General features: G+C 41.2%; 21 protein-coding genes and 1 pseudogene. 5 read left to right on the top strand and 17 right to left on the bottom strand.

The window, feature by feature from the left end; translation table 11 throughout:
• Positions 1-24: 24 nt before the first annotated feature.
• Positions 25-501, bottom strand: coding sequence for a Crp/Fnr family transcriptional regulator (locus tag MJQ52_RS13350; RefSeq protein ID WP_007407629.1), 477 nt, complete (start codon positions 499-501; stop codon positions 25-27).
• A 142-nt stretch (positions 502-643) separates the two neighbouring features.
• Here MJQ52_RS13350 and MJQ52_RS13345 point away from each other — a divergent pair, with 142 nt between their 5' ends.
• Complete coding sequence (locus MJQ52_RS13345; protein WP_017418714.1) at positions 644-1,363, top strand: YwiC-like family protein; 720 nt, start codon at positions 644-646, stop codon at positions 1,361-1,363.
• A 30-nt stretch (positions 1,364-1,393) separates the two neighbouring features.
• Here the strand turns inward: MJQ52_RS13345 and MJQ52_RS13340 are convergent, their stop codons facing one another.
• The 4 genes from MJQ52_RS13340 to MJQ52_RS13325 all read right to left on the bottom strand — a co-directional run bounded on the left by MJQ52_RS13340 (position 1,394) and on the right by MJQ52_RS13325 (position 5,628).
• The gene (locus MJQ52_RS13340; RefSeq protein WP_025853599.1) at positions 1,394-2,110 is read right to left on the bottom strand and encodes a Crp/Fnr family transcriptional regulator; all 717 of its coding nucleotides are present in this window, start codon (positions 2,108-2,110) and stop codon (positions 1,394-1,396) included.
• Between the two features lie 97 nt (positions 2,111-2,207).
• On the bottom strand, positions 2,208-3,398 hold the full coding sequence (narK, locus tag MJQ52_RS13335) for a nitrate transporter NarK (protein WP_025853600.1): 1,191 nt from the start codon (positions 3,396-3,398) through the stop codon (positions 2,208-2,210).
• A gap of 134 nt (positions 3,399-3,532) precedes the next feature.
• On the bottom strand, positions 3,533-5,203 hold the full coding sequence (argS, locus tag MJQ52_RS13330) for an arginine--tRNA ligase (protein ID WP_025853601.1): 1,671 nt from the start codon (positions 5,201-5,203) through the stop codon (positions 3,533-3,535).
• The gene (locus MJQ52_RS13325) at positions 5,200-5,628 is read right to left on the bottom strand and encodes a DUF1934 domain-containing protein (protein ID WP_003151069.1); all 429 of its coding nucleotides are present in this window, start codon (positions 5,626-5,628) and stop codon (positions 5,200-5,202) included. The genes argS (MJQ52_RS13330) and MJQ52_RS13325 overlap by 4 nt, the downstream gene beginning before the upstream one ends.
• Positions 5,629-5,919: 291 nt before the next feature.
• Here MJQ52_RS13325 and MJQ52_RS13320 point away from each other — a divergent pair, with 291 nt between their 5' ends.
• Together MJQ52_RS13320 and MJQ52_RS13315 are read left to right on the top strand one after the other, a co-directional pair.
• Entirely contained in the window at positions 5,920-7,065 is a 1,146-nt protein-coding gene (locus tag MJQ52_RS13320) for a Rap family tetratricopeptide repeat protein (protein WP_081364451.1), read from the top strand.
• Positions 7,049-7,168: a PhrC/PhrF family phosphatase-inhibitory pheromone gene (locus MJQ52_RS13315; RefSeq protein WP_017418707.1), complete on the top strand. Its 120-nt coding sequence runs from the start codon at positions 7,049-7,051 to the stop codon at positions 7,166-7,168. The genes MJQ52_RS13320 and MJQ52_RS13315 overlap by 17 nt, the downstream gene beginning before the upstream one ends.
• Before the next feature lie 122 nt (positions 7,169-7,290).
• On the opposite strand, the pseudogene speB (MJQ52_RS13310) reads toward MJQ52_RS13315, so the two are convergent.
• From speB (MJQ52_RS13310) to speE, 9 genes and pseudogenes are all read right to left on the bottom strand, one after another.
• Positions 7,291-7,728: pseudogene (gene speB, locus MJQ52_RS13310) on the bottom strand (agmatinase); the annotation flags it as partial.
• A 161-nt stretch (positions 7,729-7,889) separates the two neighbouring features.
• Complete coding sequence (locus MJQ52_RS13305) at positions 7,890-9,317, bottom strand: DUF885 family protein (protein ID WP_071543386.1); 1,428 nt, start codon at positions 9,315-9,317, stop codon at positions 7,890-7,892.
• On the bottom strand, positions 9,318-10,658 hold the full coding sequence (locus MJQ52_RS13300; RefSeq protein ID WP_094247420.1) for an MATE family efflux transporter: 1,341 nt from the start codon (positions 10,656-10,658) through the stop codon (positions 9,318-9,320).
• Complete coding sequence (locus tag MJQ52_RS13295; RefSeq protein ID WP_071543387.1) at positions 10,655-11,710, bottom strand: SagB/ThcOx family dehydrogenase; 1,056 nt, start codon at positions 11,708-11,710, stop codon at positions 10,655-10,657. Before MJQ52_RS13295 ends, MJQ52_RS13300 begins: the two co-directional genes overlap by 4 nt.
• The gene (locus MJQ52_RS13290; protein WP_071543388.1) at positions 11,707-12,780 is read right to left on the bottom strand and encodes a SagB/ThcOx family dehydrogenase; all 1,074 of its coding nucleotides are present in this window, start codon (positions 12,778-12,780) and stop codon (positions 11,707-11,709) included. Before MJQ52_RS13290 ends, MJQ52_RS13295 begins: the two co-directional genes overlap by 4 nt.
• Positions 12,781-12,851: 71 nt before the next feature.
• Positions 12,852-13,001 carry a hypothetical protein gene (locus MJQ52_RS13285; RefSeq protein ID WP_155759322.1) on the bottom strand — a complete coding sequence of 50 codons (150 nt, stop codon included), beginning with the start codon at positions 12,999-13,001 and terminating at the stop codon, positions 12,852-12,854.
• Positions 13,002-13,145: 144 nt separating this feature from the next.
• Positions 13,146-14,816, bottom strand: coding sequence for an arginine--tRNA ligase (gene argS, locus MJQ52_RS13280; RefSeq protein WP_025853609.1), 1,671 nt, complete (start codon positions 14,814-14,816; stop codon positions 13,146-13,148).
• Positions 14,817-15,226: 410 nt separating this feature from the next.
• Positions 15,227-16,099 carry an agmatinase gene (gene speB / locus MJQ52_RS13275; protein ID WP_003151054.1) on the bottom strand — a complete coding sequence of 291 codons (873 nt, stop codon included), beginning with the start codon at positions 16,097-16,099 and terminating at the stop codon, positions 15,227-15,229.
• Between the two features lie 59 nt (positions 16,100-16,158).
• Positions 16,159-16,989, bottom strand: coding sequence for a spermidine synthase (gene speE / locus MJQ52_RS13270; protein ID WP_003151052.1), 831 nt, complete (start codon positions 16,987-16,989; stop codon positions 16,159-16,161).
• Positions 16,990-17,188: 199 nt separating this feature from the next.
• Between speE and MJQ52_RS13265 the strand changes: the two genes are divergently transcribed.
• Complete coding sequence (locus MJQ52_RS13265) at positions 17,189-19,261, top strand: transglycosylase domain-containing protein (RefSeq protein ID WP_265210207.1); 2,073 nt, start codon at positions 17,189-17,191, stop codon at positions 19,259-19,261.
• A gap of 24 nt (positions 19,262-19,285) precedes the next feature.
• Here the strand turns inward: MJQ52_RS13265 and MJQ52_RS13260 are convergent, their stop codons facing one another.
• The 3 genes from MJQ52_RS13260 to MJQ52_RS13250 all read right to left on the bottom strand — a co-directional run bounded on the left by MJQ52_RS13260 (position 19,286) and on the right by MJQ52_RS13250 (position 21,051).
• Positions 19,286-19,717 carry a hypothetical protein gene (locus tag MJQ52_RS13260; protein WP_077722995.1) on the bottom strand — a complete coding sequence of 144 codons (432 nt, stop codon included), beginning with the start codon at positions 19,715-19,717 and terminating at the stop codon, positions 19,286-19,288.
• A 143-nt stretch (positions 19,718-19,860) separates the two neighbouring features.
• On the bottom strand, positions 19,861-20,379 hold the full coding sequence (locus MJQ52_RS13255; RefSeq protein ID WP_015387555.1) for a YwhD family protein: 519 nt from the start codon (positions 20,377-20,379) through the stop codon (positions 19,861-19,863).
• A gap of 12 nt (positions 20,380-20,391) precedes the next feature.
• Positions 20,392-21,051, bottom strand: coding sequence for a site-2 protease family protein (locus tag MJQ52_RS13250; protein WP_003151043.1), 660 nt, complete (start codon positions 21,049-21,051; stop codon positions 20,392-20,394).
• Positions 21,052-21,155: 104 nt separating this feature from the next.
• Here MJQ52_RS13250 and MJQ52_RS13245 point away from each other — a divergent pair, with 104 nt between their 5' ends.
• Positions 21,156-21,344 carry a 2-hydroxymuconate tautomerase gene (locus MJQ52_RS13245; RefSeq protein ID WP_003151042.1) on the top strand — a complete coding sequence of 63 codons (189 nt, stop codon included), beginning with the start codon at positions 21,156-21,158 and terminating at the stop codon, positions 21,342-21,344.
• The last annotated feature ends 1 nt before the right edge of the window (position 21,345 follow it).

The raw sequence follows: 21,345 nt of genomic DNA, 5'->3' as shown, positions 1-21,345 counted from the left end.
CGTCATCAAAAAAACCGGTTCTGTTTAAGAACCGGGTTCGGCGTTTTCATCCCGTGATGTATGCAGATACCTCAAAAACAACTGATAGGAACAGAAGACATTTTGCTGAAGCATCGCCAAAAAGTTCATTTGCAGCCGCGGATGGTAAGACATCATTTGCTTAAATACGGAATATGGAATATGGAGTACCAGAATATCCGGTGAGGCATTGACTGAGATAAAAGGCGATAAAGAGAGCCCGCCTTTTTCATCAATCGGAAACACATCGCCTTTTTCCCACAGCGCAACGGTTTGCGACCCTTCAGGGAGCCTGCTGTCCGTAAAACGGATATTGCCTTTTAATACAATATAAACGGATTGTGAATGAAGAAAGGATGGAGATTGGTCAGATGAGCCGCGGATAAACGTCCCGTTTTTCAGCAAGGTTTCGACAATGGACAGAGGCACTTCATTAAACATAGGAAGTTGTTTCAGAAATAATAAATAGTCACACTGATTCATAGGAAAGCCTCCTGTGCTATTGATAGCTTTAGTGTAGCCCGATTGAGCCCGCGCGGCAGTGATGTATTTCACAGCTTGTATGATAAAGGTCACTTATCAGGAGAGTGTTTGCACTTATAATGAAATAAAAAGGAGGGTTTCGATGAAAGCGATGATTCCGAAGCAGCACGGCGCATGGGCGATGCTGCTGATTCCATTTTTACTCGGCATGGTTAAGGGAGGCCCGGTTTTCTGGCATATTCCGCTCTTTCTGGGCTGGCTGTTCCTTTACTTGACGGTTTATCCCGTTTCGCTCGCTTTGAAAAAGAAACAGCTTCAGCCCTATCAAAAGTGGATATGGTATTACGGTTTTCCGGCCTGCTGCTTTTTGATCATTTCTGTCTTTCATAAGCCGCAGCTCGTCTGGATCGGCGTTTTTTTATTGCCGCTGTTTCTCATACATACGCATTATGCCCGCCGAAAAAACGAACGGGCGCTTACGAATGATATTGCGGGTGTTCTGTTCTTTTGTTCGGGCGGACTTGCGAGCTGCTGGCTGGGAACGGGAATCCTTGACGGCTGGGCTTGGTTTCTATTCTTGCAATCCGCTTTATTTTTTGTCGGGAGTTCTTTTTATGTGAAATCGGTCATAAGGGAGAGAAAAAACAGAAGGTTTGCTTACTGGTCGTGGGGATATCACCTCTTGCTCCCCTTTTTATCGGCCCTTCTCGGGGCAGGCTGGGCGTTTCTCGCTTTTATCCCAAGCAGTCTGCGGGCTTGGTTTTTTCATGGAAGAGACTGGCCGGTGAAAACGATCGGCATTCTGGAAATCGTAAATGCCGGCTTCTTTTTCGCCGTCATGTGTATATGTATCACAAGCTAAAAAACAAGGACATCGGCTGCCCTTGTTTTTTCAGTCAATATTGCAGATCTCAAGCGGACAATTTTCACACTCGATCTCGCATCGTAAATAGTCCCGCTTGTGCAAAATAATTTTTCCGGTTTCGTCTATCGAAATAACCCCTTGTTTGCGGAGGTCTCCCAGCATGCGGTTGACGCTCTCCCTTGCCGCCGCGCAAAACTTAGCCAAATCCTGATTTGTCAGCACGATGTTAATCAGAATCCCGTCGCTTCGTTCCACCCCGTAGCTGTTTGATAAGCGGATAAGGGTAGAATAGAGCGCCCCTTTTTTGCCGTGAAGAAGCAGATCCCTGATCTTAGACTGGATTTTTCGCAGATGGGTGCTCATCCATTTCATAAATTCAAACGTTAAAACACCGTTTTGGATCAATTCCTTTTCCAGCTTGTTTTTATTAATGACGAGCACCTCCCCGTCCTCTAACACTTTCGCACTGAGCATATATCTCGGCTCATCTGTGAATAGCGTCAATTCCCCGATAATATCGTGTTTCTGGCAGATTCTAAGTGTCAGGTCTTTTCCGTCAGACGTCAGCTTGCCGATTTCAATGAGTCCTGATTGAATCAGATAAAGCTCTTCTGCATCCATTCCTTCTTGAAACAAATACGTGTGTTTTTTCATTTTCCTTTTCGTACTGATCGATTCCAGCAATTCATGCAGTTCGCGGGAAAGAAGTTCTTTATCAGATTTTCGGACAGAGAGAATATTCATGAGCTCACCTCGAAGAAAGTCACGTTGCGTATGTATATTGTAACGTGACTTGATTTGCACTCGCCCAGAAAAAATTAACAATCTTGTGAATGGATCATTATGAATCAAGGCTATGACTGTTTCTCTCCGTATGTGTTTTCATTCTTTCCTGCCAATACATCCAGATCACAAGGACAAAGCTGGCTAACGCAACCTCTGAAAGCGCCATAAACCCGATCGCGTATTGACCCGTTGCCTGAAATACACTTGCCAGAATCAGCGGAGGGAAAAAACCGCCCAGTCCGCCCATGGCAGACACAATACCGTTGGCAATCCCCGCTTGCTTCGAAAAATAGAAAGGCACCAGTTTAAATACCGTCCCGTTTCCAATCCCTGAGCAGACTGCCACCGTCAGCGATCCGAACGCATAAAGGCCGATCGCCGGGGAGAATGACAGCATGACGCCTGACAGCGTAAGCCCTGCGAAAACGAACATCAGAATGCGGAGCGGGCTCAGTTTATCTGCAAGAAACCCTCCCACAGGCCTGAGCAGCGTAGAGACCGCAATAAAGCCGGCCGTCCGCAGACCGGCGTCCGCAGGGCTCAGCCCAAAATGCTCAACCAAAAAATTCGGAAGATAGATGGTAAAGGCGACAAAGGCGCCGAACGTAATAAAATAAAACAGGCTCAACATCCACAGCACACGATTTCGGTAAACGGCTTTCATTTGTGTCTTTATGGAAACTTTGACTTTCTTCTCATGCCGGTCGCCGAACAAAACGTGCAGTAATGCGAAAACAGCCAGCAAAACAAGATACATCTGCACGGTTGCATTCCATCCCGCGGCTTGAGCGATAACTGGCGCGGCAAAGGTAGTAACGGCGGTCCCGATGTTTCCGGCACCGTAAATCCCATTGACGACACCGTGCTTTTCTTTCGGATAATATTTCGGGAGGGACGTCACTCCGATGGAGAATACCGCTCCCCCGATCCCTAAGAAAAAGCCGCCCGCAATTAAATCAAATAAAGAATCCGCGATACTGATCCAAAATACGGGAAACAAAAGCAGGATGAAGCTGATCATAAACATCAGCCGCGCGCCATACCTGTTCGTTAAATATCCTAAAGGAATACGGAGAAGCGATCCGAGAATAACGGGAATCGCCGTCACCAATGAAATCTCGCCTTTGCTTAAATGAATATCTGATGTCATTTGAGAAATGAGCGATGAAATCAGCACCCACACCATAAACCCTGCCACTAAGCTTAATGACTGCAACGATAATTGAGTATGTTGACGATTGATCATTCGGCTTGCCCCTTTCACTGATTCAATATCAGTCTTATCATACAAAAACTCAGTGTGCGGGATTGTGAATTACATCACACGCTTTATATGCAAAAAAAAGAACAAAGCCCGAAGACTTTGTCCTTTGATCATCATTACATTTTTTCCGGAGCGGATACGCCGATCAGCTGAAGCGCATTGTTCAGCGTAATTTGCGTCGCCTTCATTAAAGCGAGACGCGCGCGGCTCTTCTCTTTATTTTCCGGATCGATGACTTTCTCTGCATTGTAGAAGCTGTGCAGAGCGGAAGCCAGATCATAAATATAGTTTGTGACACGGTGAGGAATGCGTTTTTCCGCCGCTTCTGCCACTGCCTCAGGGAAGCCGCCGATTGTTTTCAGCAGGTCATATTCTTTTTCTGATTGAATATGGCTGAAATCAAGATCTGCCGCCGGTTTAAGTCCCTGCTCCTCCCCTTGGCGAAGCATGCTGCAAATACGTGCGTGTGCGTATTGCGCATAATACACAGGGTTTTCATTAGATGTTGATACGGCAAGATCCAAGTCAAAATCCATATGCGTATCAGCGCTGCGCATCGCGAAGAAATAACGGACCGCGTCAAGGCCGACCTCTTCAATCAGGTCGCGCATCGTTACGGCTTTCCCCGTACGTTTGCTCATCTTCATTTTTTCGCCGTTTTTGTATAAATGAACGAGCTGAATGATCTCAACTTCCAATGTGCCTTTCTTGTAACCGAGCGCTTCAATCGCCGCTTTCATACGCGGAATATACCCGTGATGATCCGCGCCCCATACATTGATGAGCTTGTCGAATCCGCGGTCAAGTTTGTCTTTATGGTATGCGATATCCGGCAGCAGATAAGTGTATGAGCCGTCTTTTTTGATCAGCACACGGTCTTTATCGTCGCCGAACGTTGTGGAGCGGAACCATGTCGCGCCGTCCTCTTCGTATACATGGCCCTTTTCGCGAAGCGTCTCGAGCGCCTGATCAATTTTTCCGTTTTCGTACAGGGACGTTTCAGAATACCATACGTCAAACGGCACGCGGAAATTTTCCAGGTCGGAGCGAAGTTTATCAAGCTCGTACTTTAAGCCGTATTCACGGAAAAACGCCTGACGTTCGCTCTCCTCTTCATGTACGAAACGGTCACCGAAATCTTCGGCAAGTTTTTTCCCGATGGCGATAATATCCTCGCCGCGGTAACCGTCTTCCGGCATCGGTTTCTCGAGGCCGAGCGCTTCAAAATAACGGACTTCAACGGAAAGCGCCAGGTTGTTAATCTGGTTGCCCGCATCATTAATATAGTATTCACGGCTCACATCATAGCCCGCTTTAGAAAGCACGCTGCACAGCGCGTCACCTACCGCCGCGCCGCGCGCATGGCCTAAGTGAAGATCTCCCGTCGGGTTGGCTGATACGAATTCGACCTGAATCTTTTCGCCTTGTCCGATGTTTGTCTCTCCATAATGTTCACCCGCTTCAAGCACGGACGGAATCAGTTTTGTTAAGTAGCTGTTGTTCATGTAAAAGTTGATAAAGCCGGGTCCCGCAATATCCATCTTTTCAATGGAAGCTTTGCCTTTATCAAATGACGCCACGATCTCCTCAGCGATTTGGCGCGGCGCTTTTTTTGCGATTCTCGCCAGCTGCATCGCCATGTTTGTGGAATAATCACCGTGTGTTTTGTCTTTCGGCGTTTCTAACAGTACGCTTGGAATCTGGCTTTCGTCCGCCAGGCCCGCTTTCAGAACGGCCGCTTTGATCTCTTCCTTCAGCACGTCCTTCATCTGTTCCGCAATATTCATGCCTTTGTTTCCTCCTTATATTGGATCGTCATGTTATGTACATGTTCTTGGTTTTCGCCTACAGTCATGTTATATGTCAGTTTGACGGAGCCTTCCGAACCGCCGACATCAGATTGAATGTTTTTCGTTTCCGTACGGAGCTCCATTTGTCCGAACGGCAGTTTATATTGAGTGAGTGTCGATGCCCCCGGAATGAACCGCTGTTTCATTTGGATGGCGCCCGATCTCATTACGAGAATCTCTTTTTCTGTGATCTTGACGACCGTTTTAATCTTGCCCAAATCATGCTCTTCGTGATAGGAAAGATACGTTTTGCCGTTTCTCACGTAATAGAATCCACTCGATGTAAATTCAACCGACTCTTCTTCAGAGCCGTTATGAATGAATGATTGCACATGAATGGCTACTGGTGTCTCCTGTCTCATGCTGACACTTCCTTTTCATCATCCCGCTTAACCTGAATAGTATAAGTTTTCAAGGGAAAAAGTTCAACCGCTTCCTCCTATCTTACCATCTTTGCTGATTGGTTTTGAAGATAAACATGATTTTTAAGGAAAATGAAAAAACCGGAAAACCTAGGCTGCGGGATAAATGCGGTTCCTTCGGCGGACGGCTTTGTCAAAGGGGAAAAGTTTGCGGTATTTTTGCGCTATCCTTCCGAATGAAAATGATAAAATATGTCATATACATAACGTGGAAGGGAGGGATTCGGAATAGTGGCGAGTGTTTTATCGTCTTCAGCGATTGGAGAAAAAATCAACGAATGGTATATGTACATTCGAAGATTCAGCATCCCGGACGCCGAGTACTTGCGGAGAGAAATCAAAGAAGAACTTGCAGGCCTGGAAGATGACCAGGATCTTCACCTGTACTATTCTCTCATGGAATTCCGCCACAATCTGATGCTCGAATACCTCGAACCGCTGGAATCGCAGCGGATAGAAGAACAGCCGAGACTATCGGATCTGCTCGCGGATATTGATAAAAAGCAGGCCCGGCTGACCGGACGGCTTGATTATTATTTTAATTTTTTCCGGGGGATGTATGAGCTGGAATGCCGTGAATATCTTTCAGCGATTCAGTTTTTTAAGAAAGCTGAAAGCAAACTGACGTACGTTAAAGATCATATAGAAAAAGCTGAATTTTACTTTAAAATGTCAGAAGTCTATTATTATATGAAACAAACTTATGTATCGATGGATTATGCGCGGCAGGCTTATTTAATTTATAAAGATGAAAAAAAATACAATATTAGATTAACCCAGTGCCATTCTTTATTTGGGGCTAATTATCTTGATGTAAAGCAATACGATCACGCGATTTCCCACTTTCAAAAGGCATATACGATGGCTGAATTGGAGCAGCAGCCGCAATTAATGGGGAGAACACTTTTTAACATCGCTTTATGCCATAATAATCAAAACAATAAAGTCGAGGCTATTCCCCATTTAAAAGAAGCCATAGCTGTTTTTGAAAAAGCTCAAATGAGCCATTCACTTCCGCAGCCCTACTTCTTACTTACACAGATTTATTTTAAGTTAGAAAATATAGATAATGCGTACGATTATCATAAAAAAGGTATCTCAATATGTAAGGAAATAGATGATATAATTTACGAGGAAAAATTTAAATTTTTGGAATATTTATATATGCCGGATCCAAGAGATACATTAATAAACGATTGTCTGCATTTTCTTGAAAGTAAATTGATGTATGCTGATATTGAGGAATTAGCCCTTGATGTAGCTAAATATTATTACACAAAAGAAGAATATAAAAAAGCTTCTGTCTACTTTTTAAAAGTTGAAGAAGCCAGACAGCAGATCGAAGGAGGAGTGAATTTATATGAAATTGAAGTATAAATTACTTATAGTCTGTTTTGCTGTGAGTACGATATTAGTATCAGCAGGGATAATGAATAGCTTAACTCCTCATTATTATGTTTCTGAACGCGCCATGATTTGAATTTATTATGAAAGATTTCATTTTAGGTTTGCGGGGACAATCCCCTCGAGTGTTTTAATATCTATTACAAAAAACCCGGAACAAAGGCTGCTTCTGCCCTGTTATTCCGGGTTTTCTTCTTTCTATTTCACAAACCCAAGCAGCATTTCACGGATCATCTTGCTTGCCGTGTTTGCGGTTTGTTCTGAGTGGTCATAGACCGGTGCCACTTCTACGAGGTCGGCGCCTTTTACGCTGACCTCTGAGCGCGCGATTTCATGGATGGACGCGAGCAATTCTTTAGACGTGATGCCTCCCGCGTCAACCGTGCCCGTTCCCGGCGCATGAGCGGGGTCGAGAACGTCGATATCGATGGTGACATAAACCGGGCGTCCCGCAAGCTGCGGCAGCACTTTTTTCAACGGCTCAAGCACTTCAAACTTAGAAATGTGCATGCCGTTTTCTTTCGCCCATTCAAATTCTTCCTTCATTCCGGAGCGGATGCCGAATGAAAATACGTTTTGCGGCCCGATGAGCTCGGCCGCTTTGCGGATCGGAGTAGAGTGGGAAAGCGGTTCGCCTTACTTCTTCTAAATTTTTCAACGAAACCCTTATCTGACAGGCTAAAACTTTAATATACGAACTTTCAGATCTGGAAATACTCACAAGTACAACCATATTGCCAAAATCCAGAAGTTATTTTTTCTAGGGTTAAATAAATTGTCTTAGGCTTATTTTGAAGTTATTTTTTTTGTAAGTCTAATAAAGAGTTGAAATAAGAAGGAGTTAACGGTCCAAGAGATAGCACTTTATTGAGATCATAACGTTTATTACTTTTTAAAATCTTAGTATATTCAATATAACCAATTACATAAACTAAATTAACAGAACCAAAACCTTTATTTCTTTTAAATTCATTATACAATTGTTTATTAGAACTAAATATTTTTTCAATTAATTTTTCTGCACTTTTCTCGCCATTTAGAAGCATTTCAAAAAAAATAGAGACCGGTATTATTTTTTTAAGGTTGTTAAGTTTAAGTTCATAACCAAAACCCAATTGATTTAATATCTGCTCGCTATAAACTGCCCACCCTTCTAAACCAATAGGATTGGTTAGAAAATCAAGATGTTCTTTAATAAATTTATACTTTATTGAATTAATATGATGGTGATGTCCAGGATAAATTTCATGCGACAAAAATGCATAAATGAACGATTCAAATTCTCGCTTGTCCGCATTGTATAATTTTGTCATCTCGTTAGAAATCAGTAATTTTTTTTCTATCTTGTTATGCAAATAGAAACCTTCTCTTGTTATATAACTAAATATATTAGGGAGCAATTCAATATCAAAATCTAAAGAATTATCCTGCTCAAAATGACTTTTTTTATACAATTTTTTTATATAATCATATATATATTTTGTAAGCCCTTCCTTTTCCTTGATAGTAACTATATTATTGTTTATTTCCGGGTACTCCATTTTATTTAATTGAGTTAATTCTTCAAGTAAGCATTCTTGTATATCATTCCGCCAACTACCTAGAGTATTTTTGGTTCCGTAACATTCCGTTAACAAATAGTTTATGTTTTCTATTTCAGGCCTAAATAGTTTTTTTTCTTTATTTAAAGATATACTGATCAATAATTTAATACACATATCTAATTGTTTCTTTATTCGCCAATCTTTTACATGAATTTTCATCAAATAAATTATCAAATCTTGAGCAAACTTTTGATCTTCTAAATTCACATTAATTTTTAGTTCAGACGCAGTAACCAGTGCTCTGTAAATATTCTCAACAGTATGTGAATTTAAATTTTCTTTATGGAAATATATCACCAGTGTTATGTACTTTAGATAACTATTTAAACTTCTTTTATAAGGGTTATCGTTTTTTAAAATATATTTTTTTAATTTTATAGAACGAAGTATTTCCTTTTTGAAAAATTCATCTTCTTTATCAAAGTTTTTTACAAGTTTTATTTCCTTTTCAAAATCATTTAATAATAATATCTGGTTCTCAAATCCTCCGACAGTTAAGTCCTCTAATTGAAGATGATTTAAAATTCCTCCGTTCAATCTAGATTGGATAGGATTTTTTATTCTCCACTTGTTAATGTGTTTAGATGCTATTTTTTTCAAGGCACTCTTACTGTTGCTCATTTAGGCATTCACATTTTTCATGTAGTTTTGGTTTTTAAAAACAGCGTTAATAAAACAAATTGACATTAAGCATCTACCTATCCAATAAAACAGAAAAGCAATATAAACACCGTCTAAATGATATCCTAGTCTAACTCCTAGAAAATAAGCCAAAGGTAACTGGATAAACCAAATTGGTATTAAGTTTGCATACATTTCATTTTTAGTTTTTCCTAAGGAACGTAGTGTCCCTGATAATACACAAGAGAGAGCAATTATAGGAGCAGATATTCCAATTAGCACCACGGAGTTTTTGGTAACACTTACTAACTCGGGTATATTAGTGAATATACTTAAAATATTATTAGGGAAGATAATGAAAACTAAGCTAGGTACCAGTATTATTATGCATAAGAATAAAACACTTGTAGAAAAAATCTTCTTAATTTCTTCTTCTTTTCCCTCTCCCCAAGCTCTACCTATCAAAATGTTCCCCCCTATACCAAGACTCATTGAAAATGTGAAAATCAACATATCCAGTTGAAATGCAACTCTGCCTCCAGCAAGATATATAGCTCCCATTACTCCTAATAACCAGAATATGATTAAATTGACTATATAATCAAAAGTTGCTGAACTCATAGCAGGAAGACAAAACTTTTGAACTTCGAAAATTTCCCTAAAATTAACTTTATAGATAATTTTTTGTTTTCGGTATATGTTCTCCTTTTTGTAAACTATATATATATATATTAAACCACATAAAGTTGCTAAGCTACTACCAATTGCAGCTCCACATGCACCCATTCTGGGAAAAAAACCCACCCCGGAAATTAGAATATAACTAAAGATCACATTGGCTATATTTATAAATAGACTAGAAAACAAAATGTATTTTGTTTTCTTATAAGAACTTAATAAATCTTTTAATAATAGTAGAGGGATTAGAAAGAAGAGTTCAGGTAGTCGCATCGCTAAATACAAATAAGAAATTTCCGAGACTAAACTATTGCTATCAATTAAGCTAAATAAATATGGTGAGCAAGTTAGAATTATAACACTTGAAATTACAGCAATAATAATACTGAAAATAAAATTGTTAGCCAATGTATTGTATACTTTATCCAATCTATTTTCACCAAAATATTTTGCGGAAAACACTTGATTGCTAACCAAGGTTGCTGTAACAATAGATGTAAATAGAGAAAAAACTGCAGCACCTCCTGACACTCCGGCAAGTTGGCTGACATCTGTACGGCCTATTAAAATAGTATCAACCAAACCTAACAATATACTTGTGCTAGAGCTAACAAAAATCGGAAGTGATATTTTAGAGATTTCTTTTAAATAGTTTATTTTCATATATTATCTCTACCTTTATTTGCATACCCTATATTTATTGTATAAATAACCTGTTCAAATCTACTATCTAACTCTAACAATTGATTATAAAATCCATCTCTCCCCGCAGGGGTTAAGTTACAATATAAATCAAATTGAGTCGCACCTATGACCATTTTTTGACAAACTTGTCCTGAGTTTATGTAAACATTTCTTAATTCTCTATTATGCCTATATCTCCACTGTTTTCTTCTATAATCTACTGTAATAATTAATGCAAATGCTGAAGTTAAAGGTGACATCTGACCAATAAGAGCCTCTTGAACTTTGCCTCTGAAATCTCCTTTTGTTTTGAGTTCAAGACTATGTTCACATACATCATAAAAATATATACCTTGCTCTATTCCTTCCACGTCAAAACTCACTATATAAAAATCGAATGCATAACTAAGTCCATTTAAGAGATCTAGTTTATCCACTGAATTCCCTAATTCTTTTCTTTCATTTCGGATATCCTTCATTGAATAATACAAAAATTCGCTAAATGTTTTAAAAAGAATTTTTTTATTTATGAATTTTTCTACAGTAGTTCTTTTCAATAGAACCTCACCTAGGCTTTTATTCGTATTATGTGCCTGACCTTTTATAAGCTTAATACTCCTGCCCGTGGAAATTTTAGGACTAAGCGGAAGACCATCCTCCTTTAAATACATATCTATAGTTTCTTTTCTTTTAGACTGATAGTTATCTCCTTCATCTATAAATTTTATACTTCTTGTCCAACAATAATAATTTAGTGATTCGTCCCAGTTTCTTTTATCCCAGTGTTTTATCAATGATGTACATGATTCTTCTCCTTCATATTCAAGGATGTTTAAATCAACAAGTTTATTTGATATGTCCTCTTCTAAACTATTATTTTCGATTTGAGAAATTAATTCTAATAGATCTTCTTTAGAAGTTTTATACTTTTTCATTTCTAGAGGATTAGAGATTTCTACTAAGTCATTTTCTAAAAATCTAATATTTGTTTTGTTTTTAAAAGTAAGGGCTGTTTTAAATTCACTGATCATTTTTCTCCTCCTATTGCAATACCCATAATTGCTCCTTCTTCTAAATAGTTTATACCCAAGATGTTTTCTATCATTTCATCATCAATGCCTTGGTGTGGATAAATATGCATCCCCAAAAAAATTCCTGTTTTGCTTATATTCTCAACTATATGGCCCACATCCATAAATACCGTTCTAAAGGTTCTAGGCTCTCTATATCTATACATATTTCTTTCAAAAACCGATGTTATTACAATAAATGCATTTGGAGTAAACGGAGCTCTTAAAGGACCAGCAAATGCTTTTTTAAAATAATCTTCTTCTGGAAGATCATTAATAAAATCCAAGGTTGAAGTTAAACTTGAGAAATGATAAATGCCCTTTTCTAGATTATCTATTGATAAGTTAAAAAGGTAGCCTTCTGAAGGATGTCTCGAACCACCGGATGGATTCGTTTTTTTGACCAGATCAGATACATTTTCCCACGTTATTCTTTTCTTTCTAAGTACTCCAAAAATTGAACTCATTAATTTTGTGATTGTATCAGCGTTTAATCCATCTTTATATGACACTGATAAATTTTTTAAAATATTAATCGGTGAATCAACTTTAATTTCTTTTCTCACTTTTTCGCATTTTTTTCCTCTGTTATGATCCACTTCCTTTTCAGCATATTCTTCCATTAAAAATACATCTTTTAGTTGTCCGTCTTTTTTATAATCTAAAAAAGGGTAATCATACGTTAATAAGTGATAATCAACTGCCTTATCCCATCCCTTTTTACTCCATTCTTCTATTACTTCCAAAGCCCACAAATGATTACTATTTTTCTTATCGATTAATATTTCTCTATGTAGTAAATTTTCAACTACAGAAATGAATTCAGATAGTTCTACGTTAATTTTTTGAGAGATCATTTTATAAGAATTATCTATACTCTCTCCATGGGAAAAAACTGATATTACCATGACTATCAACGTGTTGACCTTATTTCTCTTTTTGTTTAAGAGGTCAATCAATTCCCAACTATCATCATTAAATTTAACTCTTATCCCTGCATTAAGATATAATTTATCTTCTAAATTAATCACATTTTCACCTACTCCAAATTTCTTACTGGGATTTCAAGACCCGAAAAAATTCTTCGGATCTTGAAAAAAAATTATCTGTTATACCAGGACTGTTGGCGGAGGGCCATTGGCATTTCTGATATTTCTTCAATTTTAAAATCAGTCGCTTTAATGATTAGTTTGTTATTTTCCTTATTGTTCATTTTTTCTTTCGAAATATCTTCTTTGTAATTTTTTTTCATTTTTTTCACCTCCCTTTCACTTTAAAATATTACCAAATAAGTTATATACTTTCAACCATTTTTTTAATATTTTGTTTAATTTTCCTATTCAGAAAACTAGATAAAAAAAACATTGCTCCAAGTAAGCAATGTTTTTCACAAATATCACATTTTTTCTGGGGCAGAAACTCCTATCAATTTTAATGCATTTTTCATAGTTATTTGGGTAGCTTTCATTAAAGCCAAACGAGCTCGACTTTTTTCTTTATTATTAGGATCGATTACTTTTTCAGCATTATAAAAGCTGTGAAGAGCCGTAGCTAGTTCATAGACATAGCTAGTAATACGATTTGGATTTTGTTTTTTTGCTGCATCACTAACTGAATCCGGAAATTCCCCAATTTTTTTTAGTAAGTTATATTCTTTTTCCGTATTTATATATGTCCAGTTACAATCAGTATCAGCAAATAGTTCTTCCTCTTTTCCTTGCCGAATTATACTACAAATCCTTGCATGTGCATATTGCACGTAATATACTGGATTTTCATTAGATTTGGATACGGCAAGATCTAAATCAAAGTCAAGATGTGTGTCTGCACTCCGCATAGCAAAAAAGAATCGAGCTGCATCAAGACCGACTTCTTCAGTAAGATCTCGCATTGTTAATGCATTTCCTGTCCTTTTGCTCATTTTAACTTTTTCTCCATTTTTATGAAGATTAACAAGTTGAATAATTACTATATCTAACTTCTCCTTTTCGTAACCCAAAGCCTCTATTGCAGCTTTCATTCGAGAAACATAGCCATGATGATCTGCTCCCCATAGATTTATTAGTTTATCGAATCCTCGATCTATCTTATCTTTATGATAAGCGATATCAGGTAATAAGTAAGTGAATGATCCATCTTTTTTGATCAAGACTCGATCTTTATCATCTCCGAAATTTGTTGATTTAAACCAGGTGGCACCATCTTTTTCATATATATAACCTCTCTCTTTCAACACATCAAGACTTGGTGTTATTTTATTTTTTTGATAGAGTGAGGTTTCTGAAAACCATACATCAAATGAAACTCGGAAATTTTCCAAATCTCTTCGTAGTTTCCCCAACTCATGTTTTAACCCATACTTAAAGAAAAAGCTTCGTCTCTTACCTTCTTCTTCATGTAAATATTTATCTTCATATGCTTTTACAAGCTCTATTGCAATTTCTTTTATATCCGATCCTTGGTATCCCCCTTCCGGTAAACCCTTGTTGTGCCCTAAAGCTTGAAAATAACGTGCTTCTATAGATAATGAAAGGTTTTGCATCTGATTACCGGCATCATTGATATAAAATTCCCTCACTACATCAAATCCTGCTTTATCAAAAATATTACAAAGTGAATCGCCAAAAGCAGCTCCACGCGCATGTCCTAAATGAAGATCACCTGTAGGATTAGCTGATACATACTCCACTAAAATTCTTTTTCCCTTTCCTAAATTAATCTCTCCATAAGAATCGCCTGCTTTAATTACAGCAGGAATAAGTTCTGTTAAACAATGATTGTCCATATAGAAATTGATAAATCCTGGTCGTACAATATCAACTTTTTTGATATAAGCTTTTTCTTTATCAAGGAAACCAACTATTTTCTCTGCGATTTGAAGTGGGGCTTTTTTTAATTTATTAGCCAGTTGCATAGCAATATTTGTCGAGAAATCCCCGTTTAACTTGTCTTTCGGTTTTTCCAGTCTTATATTTAAAATATCAATATCATCTATTAAACCAGCCTCATTAACCGCTGAGTTAATTTCAATTTTGAGTTTCTCCTGTACCTGTTGTAGGATATTCATGAATACATTCCTCCTTCATAATCTAGCAATAAGGTTATGTAAATGATATGCAGTAGTGGATTTATACTATAGTGCATGTATCAAACTCCCCAAACTATAATTTTATGTGTTCCAATTCTCTTTATTATAATTTCTTATTACTGACTTTAAAACGTTTTAATTTTCTGATTTTCCTAATCTTCTTTATATTTAAAGCGGACTATTCCTCTTGATAAAGCAATAGCCCTGTGTCCGAAATATAAGTACTTCTTTATTGGAATATCAGAAAAGATATCTAGTTTCTGTTATTCCGTAATGCTCACTTCATTAAAAAAATCCATATCTGATTTAAATCTCATCGATAAGGTTAGTTTCCTTTATTTTAACAGATTAACCCAACTTAAAGAAAGCTGTTATATAAGAGACTTTAATTATTTCACAAACCCAAGCAGCATTTCACGGATCATCTTGCTTGCCGTGTTTGCGGTTTGTTCTGAGTGGTCATAGACCGGTGCCACTTCTACGAGGTCGGCGCCTTTTACGCTGACCTCTGAGCGCGCGATTTCATGGATGGACGCGAGCAATTCTTTAGACGTGATGCCTCCCGCGTCAACCGTGCCCGTTCCCGGCGCATGAGCGGGGTCAAGAACGTCGATATCGATCGTGACATAAACAGGGCGTCCCGCAAGCTGCGGCAGCACTTTTTTCAGCGGCTCAAGCACTTCAAACTTAGAAATGTGCATGCCGTTTTCTTTCGCCCATTCAAATTCTTCCTTCATTCCGGAGCGGATGCCGAATGAAAATACGTTTTGCGGCCCGATGAGCTCGGCCGCTTTGCGGATCGGAGTAGAGTGGGAAAGCGGTTCGCCTTCATAATCCGTGCGCAGGTCGGTGTGCGCGTCAAAATGAATGATGGCAAGATCCGGAAACTTCTTATACATGGCTTTTATGACAGGCCATGATACAAGGTGCTCCCCTCCCATGCCGAGCGGGAACTTGCCTTTTTCTAAGATGCCGTCCACGTATTCTTCAATCATATCAAGGCTTCTTTGCGGATTGCCGAACGGAAGCGGAATGTCTCCGGCGTCAAAGAAATTCAAATCAGCCAAGTCACGGTCGAGGTACGGGCTGTATTCTTCAAGACCGATAGACACCTCGCGGATTCTCCCCGGGCCGAACCGTGAACCCGGACGGTAGCTGACCGTCCAATCCATCGGCATGCCGTAGAGGATGGCGTCCGCCTCTTTCCAGTCGGGGCGGCTTGCGATAAATACTTTTCCTGAATAAGCTTCATCAAATCTCATCAATAATACCCTCGCTTTCCTGTAAAAAAGCGCAAGATTCGCTCCTGCGCCGTACGTTTTTATTTGATTAAGTCGCTCACAAATTTCGGAAGAACAAATGCCGCTTTGTGAAGCTCTTTCGTGTAATATTTCGTGTCGATGTCAAAGAAACGGCTGTCCTCCACTTCAAGCGGATCGTACTTTTTAGAACCGATCGTAAATGTCCACAGGCCGCTCGGGTACGTCGGGATATTAGCCGTATACAGACGGGTGATCGGGAAGATTTCTTTCACGTCACGCTGTACGTTTGTAATCAGTTCCGGTGTAAACCACGGGTTGTCCGTCTGCGCGACGAAGATGCCGTCTTCTTTTAACGCCTTGGAAATTCCGGCATAGAAGCCTTTTGAGAACAGATTGACGGCCGGTCCGACCGGTTCTGTTGAATCAACCATAATAACGTCATACTCATTTTCTGATTTCGCGATGTGCATGAAACCGTCATCGACTCTCACGTCGACGCGCGGATCATCAAGCTTGCCCGCAATGGACGGAAGGAATTTTTTAGAGTATTCAATAACCTTGCCGTCAATGTCGACAAGCGTCGCTTTTTTTACGCTTGGGTGCTTCAGAATCTCTCTGATGACACCGCCGTCTCCGCCGCCGACAACGAGAACGTTTTCCGGATTCGGGTGCGTAAATAACGGGACGTGCGCAACCATTTCATGATAGACGAATTCGTCTTTTTCAGAAGTCATGACCATTCCGTCTAAGAACAGCATGTTGCCGAATTCTTCTGTCTCCACCATTTCCAGATGCTGAAATTCCGTCTGTTCCGTATGTAATGTTTGTTTCACCTTTAATGTAATGCCGAAATTCTTCGTCTGCTTCTCCGTATACCAAAGCTCGCTCAATTGTCATCTCCCTTTCAAGGCTTATTTCATTTATTGTAAGCGTCTGTATCGCTTTTATTCCGGTTAAAATCTCATTTTCACCTAAGGAAAAAGTATAGAGGATGGAGGGGAAAAAGTAAAGAAGTGTCCGGTTTGATATGTTTAAAAAACCCCCTTTTTTCACATAATAATAGAATCATGAAAAAGGGGGTTCCCAAAAGTGGATAAAGTATCTGGAAAACAGCTCAGAATCACGCTCAAAATCATCCGCGCCTGCATCTTTCTGACACTGATCGGCGGAATGCTGGCCGGCGTCTGCTTCACATCCGTTCTTCTTGCAGCGAAATGGCAGGGCGCCCCCTCCGTCCGGGTTCCTCAGTCTACGATTCTTTATGCAAATGACGGCTCAAAGCTAGGTGAGACCGATTTCGGGGAAAAGCGCTACTGGGTCCGGTTAAAAGATATCAATCCGATAGCAGTGCAGGCCGCGATTGCGGTGGAGGATCAAAACTTTTACAATCACCACGGTTTTGATTACCGGCGGATGGCCGCCGCCGCGCTGGCTGACATAAAGGCAATGGCCAAGGTTCAGGGCGCCAGCACCATCACCCAGCAATACGCGAGAAATCTCTACCTTGAGCATGATAAAACATGGAAACGAAAATGGAACGAAGCATTTTACACGATCCGCCTTGAACAGAACTATTCTAAAAACGAGATTTTAGAAGGTTATGTAAATACGATATATTACGGCCACGGCGCATACGGAATTGAAGCCGCCTCCCGCCTGTATTTCGGCAAACACGCCAAAGATCTGAACGATGCGGAAGCCGTGCTTCTGGCGGGCATACCGAAAGGCCCGTCCGGCTATTCGCCATATGTCAGCGAAAAGAAGGCCAAACAGCGCCAGGAAACCATTCTCCGTCTGATGGCCGGACAAAAAATGATCTCAAAAGAAAAGGCGGAAAGGCTTAAGACAACGCCGCTTGCCTATCAGCCGCTGAAAAGCAGAACCGCGGCGAAAACGGCGCCTTATTTTTACGATGATGCGATGAAAGAACTCGAGAAAAAGCTCGGCATGACGCGCGAACAGCTCGCAACGAGCGGGTTGCGTGTTTATACAACGCTTGATAAGCGCATGCAGCGGATCGCGGAAAACACTGTGGCACATACGATCCGTACCGGCTCTGACATTCAGGTCGGCTTTTCCGCGATTGATCCGGCAACAGGGCGCGTGCTTGCGCTTCTCGGCGGACGTGACTACGAAAAAAGCCCGTTTGACCGGGCGACACAGGCGAAACGGCAGCCGGCTTCCACGATCAAGCCGCTTTTGTACTACAAAGCGATTCAAAGCGGCTTTACACCGGTCACGCTGATGAAAAGCGAAGCCACAGAGTTCCAGATTGACGACAACGGAGATACCTATTCTCCAAGCAATTACAACGGCTACTACGCCAATAAACCGATTACGCTGCTTCAGGCGCTTGCGTTATCAGACAACATTTATGCCGTGAAGACCCATCTCTTTCTCGGCATGAATAAGCTCGTGTCGGCGGCAAAGGAATTCGGCATCAGCGAACATTTAAAGCCCCTTCCGTCTCTGGCGCTCGGAACTGAACCCGTGCGCCCGATTGAGATGGTTAATGCCTACGCGATGCTCGCAAACGGGGGAAAACAAATCACCCCTTCCTTTATCACAAAAGTGACGGATACCGCCGGCAACGTCTTGTATGAACAGCCGCGCGGACATCAGCAGACGCTTGATAAAAAAGCCGCTTTTGTGACGGCGAGCATGATGACGGGCATGTTTGATCAGGATTTAAACGGCTATACTTCCGTCACGGGACGCACCATTTCTGACCGGCTGACCCGAACCTATGGCGGTAAATCAGGCACGACCAGCGCAGACAGCTGGATGATCGGCTTTAATCCCGCTCTTGCCGCCGGTGTGTGGACAGGCTATGACAAAAGCAGCACGATTGATTCAGTAGAAGAAAAAAGCTATGCGAAGACGATTTGGGCGGACTTTATGGAGAAGGCGCTCGAAGGAGAACCGGAAATAGCGCTTAAACCGCCGAAGGGCGTCACGGGCGTCTATATCGATCCCGCTTCCGGCTACACTTCCGGACCCGGATGCGCCGCAAAGCATTATACGTATTTCATCGCAGGCACAGAGCCCGCGGATGTGTGCTACGGACCGGAACCGTCTAAAAAAGAAAAGGAACACGTCCCCGCCCGTAAAGAAGCTCCGCGCAAAAAGTGGTGGGATAAGTGGCTCGGCAAAAAAGACTGAGCCCGGTGCATTGCGCGCCGGGCTTTACTCCGCGTCTTCCTCAAGCACCCATGGGAGCAAGAGTGAAAAGTCGAGATGGATAATAGGGTCAGGAAAACCCTTCGGTATAAAAAATGTTGTACTCGCCAATGAAAACGAAAAGCGGATATCTCCCGCCCTCTCGATATGAAACTTTGGCCAGCCTTCCCTAAGCCTGCCGACAATCGGATAGCTGCCCGCATAATGATGCAGGCCGTTTTCCTTTCCATGCTCCCCCAAATCGTGACAGACAGCCGGACGAATCCCAAACTGCGTAAACAATCTTGTTTTCTCGGCGGAAAGGAGATTCACCGCCTCGGAAAAGTTCCGGCAGCACCCGCAATCGCAGGGATCAGGCCATGATTTTTCATATTGTTTTCTCGTTTCCGCCGTATCTGCTTCAATGACCCAAGGCCCGATTTCAAAGACGGTGAACATGATGAAACCTCCGCGTAAACATGAAAAACCCCGAGTCTTGGTTCGGCTCGGGACTTTCCATGTCCTGATTCTGTATCAACAGTTTACTCAGTACAATTGCGAAATAGTGCAAATATTTATAAAGTTCACAAAAAGTTCACAAATTATTTTTCGCCCGGAAGCAGACCCGTTTTCAATTCATCGGATGAACGTTCCCAGAGCCCTTGGTCATGCTTCTGCAGAAATTCAGCAAGCACCTGCTTTGAGCTGGCGTCCATTTTGTCCACGATAATGCGGCGCTTCATTGATTTATCCATTAAATTCACATGCTCCGGCAATGACTTATAGCCTCTGCGGATACTTCTGTCCACGGTCATTTCACAAGCCGTCACACCCGCGTAATAAGGGCCTTCTTCTTTTCTGTCGATGGTGACCCACACGAGCCAGTACGGTTTTCCGTTCGGCACTTCATCTTTGTTCGGCAGGAATTTGATGCCTTTTTCAACGACACTGCGGGCATGCATTGCGCCGATGTCAACGAAGGCTTCCTTCTCTTCCACATCGACAAATACCGGAGAAATATTATCAAGGCTCAGCGACCCGGCGCCAAAACCGCCATGTCCGTCGGTCGGATCACTTTTAATAATATTAAATCCGATTGTTTTCTTCTTTTTTTCTTCCATGAAAATACCCTCCTACAAAAGCGGTTGAAATATAATGGCAAATACCTTGAGAATCCAGTCTCTCCCCTCGCTTAGCAGCGGCCACACGACATAGGAGCCGACCGGTGTCACAAACAGCACGAGAAACACGATAATCCCGTAGCTCTCAAACTGAGTCATTTTGGCGCGCACCCGCGGCGGCACGAGATCCTCAATAATCCGGTAGCCGTCAAGCGGAGGAAGCGGCAGCAGGTTGAATAAACACAGCGCGAGATTCAGCTGAATCCAAATAGAGAAAAAGCGGTCAAGCCCCATGCTGAATGCAGAAAGCAGCTCCATTCCGTAAGCATGCATCAACACTAGCAAAAAGAAACCGATAAAGGCAAGAAGCAGGTTGCTTACGGGCCCGGCGACGGAAACCAGCACTCCCGCCAGCCGCGGTCTTTTAAAGGCGCGGCGGTTCACCGGCACCGGACGGGCCCAGCCGAAACCCGCGACCAAAATTAGAATCGTTCCGAAAACATCAAGATGTTTAATCGGATTGAGCGTTAATCTGCCCTGTCTCGCCGCGGTATCGTCTCCGAAGCGATACGCGACATACGCGTGCGCCAGTTCATGCATCGTAAATGCCACGATCAGCGTAATCACGACATAGGGCATAAGCTCCAGCGGATAATATAAAAATCTGTCCAAATGTCAAAATCCCCTTTTTTAAAAAATGCAAGATTGTCCTTCATTCAGTATACTATAAGTGATCTCTCTTCCAAAGAGAGGAAACGATAAAGGAGGACAGCACCATGCCGCTCGTAACCGTTAAAATGCTTGAAGGCCGCACAGATGAACAAAAACGGAATCTGGTTGAAAAAGTGACCGAAGCCGTAAAAGAAACGACAGGCGCAGCCGAAGAAAAGATCATTGTCATGATTGAAGAAATGAGAAAGGATCATTACGCCGTCGCCGGCAAACGGATCAGCGATACGGAGTAAT

The organism is Bacillus sp. jun7 (genome assembly GCF_051034795.1).
Taxonomy (GTDB): Bacteria; Bacillota; Bacilli; order Bacillales; family Bacillaceae; genus Bacillus; species Bacillus velezensis.
Note: the sequence above shows the minus strand (reverse complement) of the source record. Positions and strands in the feature narration are given on the sequence as shown.